Source organism: Streptomyces sp. LS1784, assembly GCF_020103755.1.
Taxonomy (GTDB): domain Bacteria; phylum Actinomycetota; class Actinomycetes; order Streptomycetales; family Streptomycetaceae; genus Kitasatospora.
This window is the reverse complement of record NZ_JAHSQD010000255.1, coordinates 1-11,472: the sequence shown is the minus strand read 5'-3', so window position 1 is coordinate 11,472 and position 11,472 is coordinate 1. Positions and strand designations below refer to the sequence as shown.

The 11,472-nt window shown below is 74.6% G+C and carries 9 protein-coding genes; 2 read left to right on the top strand and 7 right to left on the bottom strand.

The window, feature by feature from the left end; all coding sequences use genetic code 11:
* Window positions 1–102: 102 nt before the first annotated feature.
* The 5 genes from KS423_RS25695 to KS423_RS25675 all read right to left on the bottom strand — a co-directional run bounded on the left by KS423_RS25695 (window position 103) and on the right by KS423_RS25675 (window position 7,137).
* Window positions 103–1,257, bottom strand: a complete 1,155-nt coding sequence (locus tag KS423_RS25695) for a sigma-70 family RNA polymerase sigma factor (protein WP_374120034.1) — start codon at window positions 1,255–1,257, stop codon at window positions 103–105.
* A 145-nt stretch (window positions 1,258–1,402) separates the two neighbouring features.
* Window positions 1,403–3,310: a DNA primase gene (gene dnaG / locus KS423_RS25690; protein ID WP_224282139.1), complete on the bottom strand. Its 1,908-nt coding sequence runs from the start codon at window positions 3,308–3,310 to the stop codon at window positions 1,403–1,405.
* Window positions 3,311–3,411: 101 nt separating this feature from the next.
* Window positions 3,412–4,722 (bottom strand): deoxyguanosinetriphosphate triphosphohydrolase, encoded by a 1,311-nt coding sequence (locus KS423_RS25685; RefSeq protein WP_224282138.1) that lies wholly within the window; start codon window positions 4,720–4,722, stop codon window positions 3,412–3,414.
* Window positions 4,723–4,995: 273 nt separating this feature from the next.
* A complete protein-coding gene (locus KS423_RS25680) occupies window positions 4,996–6,003 on the bottom strand; it encodes an SGNH/GDSL hydrolase family protein (protein ID WP_224282137.1) in 1,008 nt (335 codons plus the stop codon).
* A 189-nt stretch (window positions 6,004–6,192) separates the two neighbouring features.
* Window positions 6,193–7,137 (bottom strand): PAC2 family protein, encoded by a 945-nt coding sequence (locus KS423_RS25675; RefSeq protein WP_224282136.1) that lies wholly within the window; start codon window positions 7,135–7,137, stop codon window positions 6,193–6,195.
* A gap of 708 nt (window positions 7,138–7,845) precedes the next feature.
* Here KS423_RS25675 and KS423_RS25670 point away from each other — a divergent pair.
* Window positions 7,846–8,580, top strand: coding sequence for a GNAT family N-acetyltransferase (locus KS423_RS25670; RefSeq protein ID WP_224282135.1), 735 nt, complete (start codon window positions 7,846–7,848; stop codon window positions 8,578–8,580).
* 13 nt (window positions 8,581–8,593) lie between these two features.
* On the opposite strand, the gene KS423_RS25665 is transcribed toward KS423_RS25670, so the two are convergent.
* The gene (locus KS423_RS25665) at window positions 8,594–9,862 is read right to left on the bottom strand and encodes an ADP-ribosylglycohydrolase family protein (RefSeq protein WP_308020248.1); all 1,269 of its coding nucleotides are present in this window, start codon (window positions 9,860–9,862) and stop codon (window positions 8,594–8,596) included.
* Window positions 9,863–9,972: 110 nt separating this feature from the next.
* On the opposite strand from KS423_RS25665, the gene KS423_RS25660 reads away from it, so the two are divergent.
* Complete coding sequence (locus tag KS423_RS25660) at window positions 9,973–10,968, top strand: hypothetical protein (RefSeq protein WP_224282134.1); 996 nt, start codon at window positions 9,973–9,975, stop codon at window positions 10,966–10,968.
* Between the two features lie 82 nt (window positions 10,969–11,050).
* On the opposite strand, the gene KS423_RS25655 is transcribed toward KS423_RS25660, so the two are convergent.
* Window positions 11,051–11,374, bottom strand: a complete 324-nt coding sequence (locus KS423_RS25655) for a transcriptional regulator (protein WP_224282133.1) — start codon at window positions 11,372–11,374, stop codon at window positions 11,051–11,053.
* Window positions 11,375–11,472: the final 98 nt, after the last annotated feature.

The following is an 11,472-nucleotide window of genomic DNA, read 5'->3' as shown; positions in this document are numbered from 1 at the left end:
CCACCCCGGCCACGCCGGCCACCCCGGCACCGACCGACCCGGCGGCCCCCGCCGACCAGCCCACGCCGGCCGGGTCGGCCGGTCCGTCCTAGCCACCGACCGCTAGTCGAGGTAGCCGCGCAGCTGCTCGGCGTACGCGTGGTCGCGGAGCTTGACCAGGGTCTTCGACTCGATCTGGCGGATCCGCTCCCGCGTCACGCCGAACACCGCGCCGATCTCCTCCAGCGTGCGCGGGCGGCCGTCGTCCAGTCCGTAGCGGAGCTGGACGACCTGGCGCTCCCGCTCCCCCAGGGTGGCCAGGACGGCCTCCAGGTGCTGGCGCAGCAGCAGGAAGGTCGCGGACTCGGCGGGCGAGGCGGCGTCGGCGTCCTCGATCAGGTCCCCGAGCGCGACGTCGTCCTCCTCGCCGACCGGGGTGTGCAGCGAGATCGGCTCCTGGGCCAGCCGGAGCAGCTCGCGCACCCGCTCCTCGGTCAGCTCCAGGGCGGCCGCGATCTCGGCCGCCGTCGGTTCCAGGCCGCGCTCCTGGAGCAGGGCGCGCTTCGCCCGGACCACCCGGTTGATCAGCTCGACCACGTGCACCGGCACCCGGATCGTCCGGGCCTGGTCGGCCAGCGCCCGGCTCATCGACTGCCGGATCCACCAGGTCGCGTACGTGGAGAACTTGAAACCCCGGGTGTAGTCGAACTTCTCCACCGCCCGGATCAGGCCCAGATTGCCCTCCTGGACCAGGTCCAGCAGGGTCAGCCCGCGGCCGACGTAGCGCTTGGCGACGGAGACCACCAGCCGCAGGTTCGCCTCGATCAGCCGGCGCTTGGCGATCCGGCCCCGCACCACCAGGGTGTCCAGCTCGCCGGCCAGCGGGTCGGGCGGCGGCGGGTCGCCGTCGAGCCGCTCCTCGGCGAAGATGCCGGCCTCCACCCGGCGGGCCAGCTCGACCTCCTCCTCGGCGGTGAGCAGGCGGATCCGGCCGATCTCGCGCAGGTACTGGCGCAGCAGGTCGGCGGCCGGCCCGGTGTCGTCGGCGGGCCCGCGGCGCTCGTCCGGGTCCTCGGCCCCGGCCTGTGCTTCCGACCCGGGCTCGGGGTCCGGGCTGTCCGGGTGGCCCTCCGGCAGGCCCTGGGCGGGGACCCGGGCACCGCCCGGGGGCGCCGCCCCGGCCCGGCCGTGGTGGGTCTCCTGTTCCCCGGCCGGTCCGGCGGGGTTCGCTCTCGTACTGGTGGTGGTCGCTGCGACGAGGCCTTGCTCCACGGGCATCCCCTCGGGGCGGGCGCGACTCTGGCGGACCCGCGCTGTACGGAGGTGGGACGCCCTCCAGTGTGCGGTACGCCACGCTCCGTGGCCGAGACTCGTGCGCCGACTTTCTGTGCCCAGCTCCTGCCGACGGGTACCCGGCGGGGCGTTACAGCGCCGCCGCGCCCCGGCTGCGCAGCTGCTGCCCGTACTGCTGGAGCTGCCACAGCTCGGTCTGCACCGCGTGCAGCTGCTCGGCCTCGGCCCGGGGGCCGAGCCGCTGGAGGTAGCCGCGGACCTCGGTGATCCGCCGGTCCACCGCGAGCAGGCGCAGCTTGACCAGGAACTCCCCCGCGTAGATCGCGTCCGCCTTGCGGCGCGAGCGCACCGGCTCGACGGTCAGCTCGGTGACCAGCGAGCGCACCTGGTCGTCCGGGGCCGCCTCGCGCACCGCACTGGTGAAGTCGGGCAGGCCCGCCCCGTACGCGGCGCCGCCGGCCTTGGCGATGGCCTGCCGGACGGCGGTGTACGGCGGGGTCGGGAACTCGTCCTCGCCGTAGTGGTCGAAGGCCGGGCTGACCAGGTCCGGGTGCTGGAGCGCCAGCTTGAGCAGCTCCCGTTCGACGAACTGGGCCGGGTCGCGCGGGTTGAGCCGGAAGGCGGGCTGCGCGGGGCGCTGCGGCTGGACCGGCTCGGGGCGGCGCTGGGCGGCCGCGCCGCGCGGGTTCTGCTGGCGCTCGCGGTCCCAGCGGGCCAGCTGCGAGATCCGGCGGACGACGAACTGCTCGTCCAGGATGCCGAGCATGCCGGCCAGGCGGACGGCGTACTCGTGCTGGATCGAGCGGTCCTTGATCCTGGCAACGATCGGGGCCGCCTCCTCCAGCGCCGCCGAACGCCCCTCCGGGGTGTCCACCCGGTGCCGGGCCACCACCGAGTTCAGCGCGAACTCGAACAGCGGGACCGGGTTGTCGATCAGGTGCTTGACGGCCTCGTCGCCCTGGGCCAGGCGCAGCTCGCACGGGTCCATGCCGCCCGGGCTGACCGCGATGGAGGTCTTGGCGGCGAACTTCTGGTCGTCCTCGAAGGCGCGCAGGGCGGCCTTCTGGCCGGCCGCGTCGCCGTCGAAGGTGAAGACGGTCTCGCCCCGGTACTGCGAGGTGTCCATCAGCAGCCGGCGGATGATCTTGATGTGGTCCTCGGCGAAGGCGGTGCCGCAGGTGGCCACCGCCGAGGTGACCCCGGCCAGGTGGCAGGCCATCACGTCGGTGTAGCCCTCGACCACCACCGCGCGGCCCGACTTGGCGATCTCCTTCTTCGCCAGGTCGATGCCGTACAGCACGTGGGACTTCTTGTAGATCGGCGTCTCGGGGGTGTTGAGGTACTTCGGGCCGTTGTCGTCCTCGCGCAGACGGCGGGCGCCGAAGCCGACCACCTCGCCGGCGATGTCCCGGATCGGCCAGACCAGCCGGCCCCGGAAGCGGTCGATCAGGCCGCCGCGCTGGCCCTGCGAGGCGAGACCGCCCTGGAGGATCTCCTTGTCGGTGAAGCCCTTGCCGCGCAGGTAGCGGACCAGGTGCTCCCACCCGGCCGGGGCGTAGCCGACGCCGAAGGCCTTGGCGGCCTCCTCGTCGAAGCCTCGCTCGGCCAGGAAGCGGCGGCCGATCTCCGCCTCCGGCGAGGCCAGCTGCTCCTGGTAGTAGGCGGCGGCCACCTTGTGCGCCTCGACCAGCCGGGTGCGCTCGCCCTGCTGGTGGCGGGGGCTGTAGCCGCCCTCCTCGTAGCGCAGGGTGATGCCGGCCTGGGCGGCCATCCGCTCGACGGCCTCGGCGAAGGTGAAGTGCTCGATCTTCATCAGGAAGGCGATGGTGTCGCCGTTCTCCTGGCAGCCGAAGCAGTGGAAGACGCCCTTGGCGGGGTTCACGTAGAAGGAGGCGGACTTCTCGTCGTGGAAGGGACAGACGCCCTTGTACTCGCCGCCGCCACCGTTGGTCAGCTGTACGTAGTCGCCGACCACCGCGTCGATCGGCAGTGCACTGCGCACCGCCTGTACGTCTTCGTCCCTGATCCGCCCGGCCACCCCGGAAGTCTACTGGGGCGGCCGGGCTTTCCGGCGGCGCAGGGGGACGGCCCCGGCGGGCCGGGGGGCGCCGCGTTCACCGCCGCCTCCCCCTCCCCCGCTCACGCCCAGGCGGCGCCGACGAGTCTGGCGTGCAGGGCCAGGGCCGAGGCGTCCGTCAGGGTGGCGATCTGGTCGATGACCGTGCGCAGGGCGGCACGGTCGTCCTCGGCCTCGCGGTACATGGCGGCGAACACCGGGTCCAGCCCTTCGGGGGCACGCTGGGTGAGGACGTACGCCAGCTCGGCGATCACGATCCGCTGGCGGGCCCGCAGCTGGGCCTGCTCCTCGCGCTGCATCACGTAGCGGACGGCGACCGCCTTGAGCACCGCGCACTCCAGCCGGACGTCCCTGGGCACCACCAGCTCGGCGGCGTAGCGGGTGAGCCGGCCGGGGCCGTAGCGGGTGCGGGTGGCCTGCTCGGCGGCCAGGCAGAAGCGGCCGATCAGCTGGCTGGTGAGGTCCTTGAGCCCGGCCCGGGCGCGGGCGGTGCCGTCGTAGGAGCGGGGCCACCACTCCTGGGCGAGCAGCCGGTCCAGGGCGGCGGACAGCTCCTGCGGCCCGGCGTCCGGGGCGTAGCGCTCGGCGGCCTTGAAGAGCTCGGTGCGCTCTCCGGGGGCGCGCAGGGCGGCCGGGTCGATGTGGCCGGCCTGGAGGCCGTCCTCGACGTCGTGGGTGGAGTAGGCCACGTCGTCGGACCAGTCCATCACGGTGGCCTCGAAGCACTTGCGCCCGGCCGGGGAGCCGGCTCGCAGCCAGCGGAAGACCGGCAGGTCGTCGGCGTAGACGCCGTACTTGGGCGAGGCCGGGTCGGTGGGGTGGGCGCCCTTGGTCCACGGGTACTTGGTGGCGGCGTCGAGGGCGGCCCGGCTCAGGTTGAGACCGACGCTGCGGCCCGGCCAGGGGGCGAGCCGCGCGGCGGGCTGCTCCTCCTGGGGCGCGAAGCGCTTGGGTTCGAGCCGGGTCAGGATGCGCAGCGACTGGGCGTTGCCCTCGAAGCCGCCGCAGGCCTCGGCTGCCTGGTCGAGGGCCTCCTCACCGGTGTGGCCGAACGGCGGGTGGCCGATGTCGTGGGCCAGGCAGCCGGCCTCCACGAGGTCCGGGTCGCAGCCCAGGGCGGCACCCAACTCCCGCCCGACCTGGGCGCATTCGAGGGAGTGGGTGAGCCGGGTGCGCGGGAAGTCGCTGCGCATCGGGGCGACGACCTGGGTGGTGCCGGCCAGCCGGCGCAGCGCGGCCGAGTGCAGCACCCGGGCACGGTCGCGCTGGAAGGCCGTGCGGCCCGGGCGCTTGTCGGGTTCGGGCACCCAGCGGGCCTCGGCGGCGCGGTCGTACGGGATCGGGGCGGCGAAGCTGTGCGTGGTGTCGTCCATCCACTTCCTTGTGTAGTCGGCCAGGCGCGTGGAGTGACACATACTCGGTGGCCCGTCCTCGGACAGCGGTCGGGGCTTGACCGCCATGAGGCTCTCGAAGCCGAGTGGGAAGCCGCTCCGCATTCGCGGAGAGGCGCAGTCACATGCCCCTCACGGTACGCCGCCCCTCTGACTCGGAGGGCGTGCCGCGCACGACGGACAGAGTGCGGACCCGTAGATCCATAACCGTGTGCCGCCGACCGGACCGGGTCGGCGACACGGTCAGCGCCGACCTCAGCCCTTGATCGCCTTCAGCACCACGCCGGACGCCGCCTCCTGCCCCTTGGCGTTGGGGTGGATCGGCGCCAGCCCCTGGGCCGGGAACGGCGGCTCCACCCAGCGCTTGTCCTCCCCCGCGCACATGTCGTGCCCGGCCGAGGGCCCGGCGAGGTCCACGAAGACCGCGCCCGCCGCCTCCGCGCGCTTCTTGAGCATGCCGTTGAGCTGCTGCTCCTTCTCCACCAGGAAGCTCAGGTCGGAGGCGGCCACGGCGTCGCCGAGCACCGGCAGGCAGACCGCCGGGTCGGCCGGGAGCAGCCCCGGGTACCCGATCACGTACACCTTGGCCTTCGGGGAGCGCTTCCTGACGTCCTGGAGCACCTGGCCGAGCCGGTCCCCGGCCGCGTCCACCTTGCGCTGGACCTCGTCGGTGCCGTTGCCGCCGGCGTAGTGGTCACGGCAGGGCGAGTTGCTGATCCGGTCCGCGCTGTCGGCGATCACGCCCTTGAGGATGTCCACCAGGTTGGCCTTGGCGCACTCGGTCACGACCTCCATGAAGCCCGCGTCGTTGCCTCCGATGCCCAGGGTGACCAGCCGGGTGTCCGCGGTCAGCGCGTCCAGCTGGGCCGGGTTGGTGCCGTCGGAGACCTTCTGCGGGCCGGTCAGGTCCGGGGTGCGGGCGCCGCTGCAACTGACGTCCCTGAACTGCCCGGCGGCGAGCGAGAGCCCCTTCGCCACCAGGGCCGGGTAGTTGGCCCCGGAGCGGTAGCAGCCGCCCGGCTCGCCGACCTGCGGGGGGATCTTCATCCCGGCGGTGTACGAGTCGCCGAGCGCGACGTACGGGCCGGTGGGTGGTGGGGCGGGCGTCGGTGACGAGGTCGCACCGGCCTGCGCGCGGGCGGGCGTCGCGCCCACGACGCCGTTCCCCTGGCCGTCCGAACCGGCGTCGTCGGTGCAGCCGGCCAGCAGCACTGCGGCCAGTGCGACGGTCAGGGCGATGGTCGGGCGTGCGGTCCTCGGCATGGGCTCCCCCCGGGGATGCGGGTCATGGTCGGCTCCTCACGGCGGCCCGTCCCCCGGGCGCCGCAGGGCCAACGAACGGCCGTGGCCGATGACTCCCGGCCCTGCCCGAATGGCCGCCGACGGGCCCGAACCGGCCGGAATCCGACCCCCGGCCCGTCCGGTCGGCCGCTTCCGCCCGCCCTGTTCCGGCTACTCCGCGCCGCGCTCGTGCTCGGCCAGGAACTGCTCGAAGCGCCGCCCCAGTTCGTCCGCCGAGGGCAGGTCCACCGGCTCGGCCAGCAGGCTCTCCCGGCCCTCCGCGCCCGCCACGGCGTCGTACTGGCCCTCCATGCCGCGGATCGCCGAGCGCAACTCGCCGTCCCCCTGGGTCAGCTGCTCCTCGATGTCGGCGTAGACCTCGGAGACCTGCTCGCGCAGCCGGGTGCCGGGCAGCACCAGCCCGGTGGCGGACTGCACCGCCTCCAGGATCTGCACGGCCGCCGCCGGGTAGGCGGAGCGGGCCACGTAGTGCGGGACGTGCACGGCGAAGCCCAGGACGTCGTGCCCGGCCTCGGCCAGGCGGTACTCCACCAGCGCCTGGGCGCTGCCTGGGACCTGCGCCTGCTCGAACCACTGCGGGTAGCCCGGGGCGAGGTCCAGCCGGTTGCCGTGCGGCGTCAGGCCGACCGGGCGGGTGTGCGGCACGCCCATCGGGATGCCGTGGAAGTCGATCGAGAGCCGGACCTCGAAGCGCTCCACCAGCTCGCGGACGGCGCGCGCGAAGCGCTCCCACTCGACGTCCGGCTCGGGGCCGGTGAGCAGCAGGAACGGCGCGCCGGCGGCGTCGTGGACGAGCTGGAGCAGGATCTCCGGCGGGTCGTAGGACGTCCAGTGGTCGTGGTCGAAGACCATCGCCGGGCGGCGGGCCCGGTAGTCCACCAGACGGTCGTGGTCGAAGCGGGCCACCACCTGCGGCGATCCCGTCTCCAGCAGGTGGGCCACCACCTGACCGCCGGCCTCGCCGGCGTCCATGAAGCCCTCGAAGTGCTGGAGCAGCACGAGGCCGGCACCGGTGTCGCGCAACTGCTCGTTGGCCGCGGCCACGGCGGCCACGCCCTGCTGATCCAGCTCGTACAGCGCCTGGAAATCACGCACCGCGCACCCAACCCCGTTCTCTGCTCGTCCCGGTCGACCGGCTCCTCGTCGTATCCAGCGTGCCGGGCGCCGCCGGAATTCCCGTCCCGGCCCCCGTCCTGCGGACGACCCGTCCGCGGCCCGCCCCGGGGCCCGTCCCGCGGCTCTCCGGGGGGCGCGCCCGACGGCCTCGGCTCACCGCTCCGGACCATGATCGCACCCGAAGGAAGAGCCCCTGGTCACAGCCCTGGGAGGGGCCCGTCCGGAGGGTCCGGGAACGGCCCGCGCGGCCATTCGCGTGCCGCGAAGTGACGCACCGCCTTCTGGCGGGTATCGTCCTCTCGCTGCCTCGCATCGTCGCGTCGTCGTCACGTCGTCCGTAACGCCGTCGGCCACGTCCCGGTCCGGTGCTCGGCCAGCCACCCACGACGCATCTTGCCTTCACCTGGCCGCCTGCTTCCCTTCGCGCTCTCGTTCCCTCTTCGGCCATTTCGCGGACGCACACTGTCCCCTCGCTCTTCCCGCCGGACCGGTCCGAGGACCCGTGCCCGTTCCGGCACCCCGCGCCGCCCGTTCCGGGCCGCCGCCCCCACCCCGTTCGACCGGACCTCCGGCGTGCGCGGGTACCCGGCGGACGGACCCGGGGCCCAGGCGTACCCAGTCCCGCGCACCCCGTGCCGCACCCCGGCCCGGGAGGCACCCTCCGACCGATGAAGGACCGAAGGTTCCGTGCCCGTACCTGTCATCCTCACCGGCCGCACCGTGCGGCTGGAGCCCCTCGCCGCGCACCATGCCGAGGCCATCGCCGAGGCCGGTGCCGAGGACCGTACGACCTACGCCTTCACCCCCGTCCCGCACGGCCTGGAAGCCGCCCGCGACTACGTCGCGCGGGCGCTCGCCGACCAGGCCGCGGGCCGGTCGCTGCCGTTCGCGACGGTGAACCTCGCCGACGGCCGGGTGGTCGGCTCCACCCGGTTCCTGGAACTCGACTACTGGCAGGGCCCGCTGGTGTGGCCGCCCGTGCCCGGGGTGCCGTTCGGCGATCCGGCCACGGCCGTCCCGGACGCGGCCGAGATCGGCAACACCTGGCTCTCGCCGCGCGCCCAGGGCACCGGCATCAACACCGAGGCCAAGCTGCTGATGCTGCGCCACGCCTTCGAGACCTGGGGCGTCCAGCGGATCTCGCTGCGCGCGGACGCCCGCAACCTGCGCTCGCGCACCGCCATCGAGCGGCTCGGCGCGACCTCCGAGGGCGTCCGCCGGGCGCACTCGCGCGGGCTGGACGGGGTGGTGCGCTCCACCGCGTTCTACTCGATCCTCGACGACGAGTGGCCGGCCGTCCGGGACATCATCGAGCTGCGGATCGCCGCCGCCACCTCGCCGAGCGCCCCGGATCCGGCGATCAACCAGGAGTGCCTTAGACAGGGCGGCAGCGGCGCCGGGCAGCTGATGATCACGGCGTGACCGGGAGCCGGGGCTACGGCCGGCCGTAGCCCCGGGCCGCGAGGCCGAGGACGAGTGTGAGGGACTCCGGGTCAGGGGCGCCCTTGTACCGGTCGGGGTGCTGCTCGACCAGCGCGGACACCGGCCGCCAGCCCCCGCCCTTCACCGGGGCGACCCGGACGCTCCAGACCTCGAAGCCGGTCCGGCTGCGGTGCAGGTGCAGCACGCCCTCGGACGTGTACGACTCCCACCGCTGCTCCGTCTCCCGAGAGCGCAGCCCCGCCCGGATGCGCCGCCACTGCTCCTCCGTCCACACGAGGTCCGGCACCGGGCAGGGGCGGGGCAGCACCATGGGCTTCAGACAGCCGCGCTTCCCGTCCGGGGCGGGCCTGGCGCCACCGGGCGCGTGCGGCAACCAGTCGGGCAGCGGTTCCCGGGCGGCGAGCCAGTCGGCCGGGATGCCCTGGGTGCCGGTGTGGGCGGCGACCACTCCCCCGGTGATCGCGGCGACGGTGTCCATGTCGCCGCCGGGCGCGATCGCCTCCCAGGCCGCGGCCCGGTAGTCGGGCAACCGGCGGGCGGCGCACCACAGGGCGTACGGGACGGTGTCGGCGGCCGAGGTCCGGCTCCCGTTGCCGAGCACCTTGGCGGCGACCAGCGGATCGGGTTCGGCGAGCAGGCCGATCGCCTCGGTCAGGCCGTCGTGGACGGCCCCGCGCGGGGTGAGGGCGGCCACCGCCGCCAGGAAGGTGTGCGGCGTCGTGGCCTCGGTCCGCGCCCGGACCGCGTACGCGGCCGCCACCGCGACCGCGATCGCGCCGTCCACCGCCTGCGGATGGGTGTGGGTGATCACCGCGGTGTCGGCGGCCGGGCGGACCACGGCGGCCGGGTCCTCGGCGTACGCCGCCCCCAGCGGGGCGACCCGCATCGCGGCGCCGTTGCCGTACGAGCCCTGGCCGTCGAAGACCTCGGCGGCCAGCCGCTTGGCGTCGCCGCCCTCCCGGACGAGCCGGAGCAGCCGGTTGGCGGCCGGACCGTAGCCGCGGTCGAAGTCGTGGCGGCGGGCGAAGGCGTGGGTGAGGTCGAAGGTGTCGATCGCGCCGCGCTCGGTGTGGGCGGTGTAGACCGAGCAGGCCATCTCGGTGTCGTCGGTCCAGGGCCAGGGGCCGGGCGGTTCGGTGCGGGCGGCGAGGTGGGCCCTGGCGGTCTTCGGGACGAAGAACTGTGCACCGAGGGCGTCGCCCACGGAGAGTCCGTTGAGCGCGTCCAGCGCGGGGCCGGCGTGCGGAGGTGGTGTGGTCATATGGCCCCAGCTCAGCGGCTGGACCGCCGGTCCGTCAACACCTGCGAGCGCCAACCCCACCGACGGGGGATGTTTCGCATACCTCCGATCCCGGCGGGCAGCACCGGGGCATGACCCGCGCGAATCCCCTCGACCCGGTCGCCCTGCTCGGCGCCGACCAGCAGCACATCGCCACCCGGGCGCAGCTGCGCCGGCTCGGGGTGCCCTCCGGCACCATCGCCCACCGGCTGCGGCCGGGCGGGCCCTGGCAGCAGGTGCTGCCCCGGGTGATCTGCCTCCAGAGCGGGCGGCTGACGATCCATCAGAAACTGCGGGCCGCCCTGGCGTACGCCACGCCGAAGGGGCGCGAGCCGCGGGCCGGCGAGGTGCTGCTGACCGGCCTCTCGGTGCTGGCCGAGGCCGGACTGCCGAGCGCCGGGCACCCGTCCGACCAGAACTCGGTCGACATTCTGATTCCGAGTCAACGGCGGGTCTGCGACCGGGAGTTCGTCCGGATCCACCGGTCATCAGGGGCGATGCCGGGCGGCTTCGAGCGGAACGACGGGCTGTGGAGCACCACGGTCGCCCGGGCGCTGGCGGACCTCGCGCCGAAGGAGACGGGGCAGCGCCGGTTCCGGGCGCTGTGCGCGGAGGCCGTTCAGCGGCGGCACTGCGAACTCGGCGAACTTCTCGACCAGTTGCTGTCCCGCCCGGGTGCGCTCGGGCTGCCCCAGGTGGCCAGGGTGGTGGAGGACCTGACGGTCGGGGTGCGGTCGGTGGTGGAGGGCGAGGCCCGCGAACTGCTGGCGCATGCAGGGCTGCCGGAGCCGCTGTGGAACCCGGTGCTCTTCCTGGACGGCCGCTTCCTCGCCGTCCCGGACGCCTACTGGCCGCACGCCTGCGTGGCCCTGGAGATCGACTCCCGCGCCTGGCACCTGCGCCCGGCCGAGCACGAACGGGGCCTGGCCCGCGCCAACCGCCTCACCGCCGCCGGCCTCCCGGTGGTCCGCACCACCCCGGCCCAGCTCCGCCGCGACCCGGCCCCGGTGCTCCACGAGCTGACCGCCCTGGTCACCACCGGCCCGCACCCGCCGCACCCCCGGATCACCTGGCGGCGGGCGCGGTGATTCAACCGGCCTGGGGGAGTACCTTCGTGCGTCGACCACACCTTCGCGCGGGCGCCACCTCGACCCACGACGCCGGGCCCGATCAGCCCGTGGTGGTGGAGTGTTGGGAACCTGCAGCCTCGGCCGCCGCCACCATCCGCTGGAACTCGGCGAGTTGGGCGGCGAGGGCGGTCCGGCCGGCGCGGGTGGCGGCGAGCCAGGTGCGGGGGCGCTTGCCGACGTAGCCCTTCTTGACGGTCAGGTAGCCACCCTCCTCCAGGGCGGCCGCGGCCTTGCTGAGGACGGAGTCGGAGACCTCGCAGTGGTCGCGGACGGCGCCGAACTCGGCCTCGTAGCAGGCGGCGAGGAAGGCGAGGACGGTCAGCCGGGTGGGGTGCTGGAGCAGCGGGTCCAGGGCGGGGGGCATCAGCCGGCCGCCCTGCGCAGCCGCTCGACGCGGCGGTTGAGGCCGCGCCCGGCGAGCAGGAACGCCACCGCGCCGGCGACCGCACCGGCCTGCGCGGC

Bases quoted from the DNA above. Each gene is read 5' to 3' on its own strand.
- KS423_RS25680 (WP_224282137.1), bottom strand. From the start codon at position 6,003: ATGCCGAGGACCGCACGCCCGACCATCGCCCTGACCGTCGCACTGGCC.
- KS423_RS25660 (WP_224282134.1), top strand. From the start codon at position 9,973: ATGACCCGCGCGAATCCCCTCGACCCGGTCGCCCTGCTCGGCGCCGAC.
- KS423_RS25685 (WP_224282138.1), bottom strand. From the start codon at position 4,722: ATGGACGACACCACGCACAGCTTCGCCGCCCCGATCCCGTACGACCGC.
- KS423_RS25665 (WP_308020248.1), bottom strand. From the start codon at position 9,862: ATGACCACACCACCTCCGCACGCCGGCCCCGCGCTGGACGCGCTCAAC.
- KS423_RS25655 (WP_224282133.1), bottom strand. From the start codon at position 11,374: ATGCCCCCCGCCCTGGACCCGCTGCTCCAGCACCCCACCCGGCTGACC.
- KS423_RS25695 (WP_374120034.1), bottom strand. From the start codon at position 1,257: ATGCCCGTGGAGCAAGGCCTCGTCGCAGCGACCACCACCAGTACGAGA.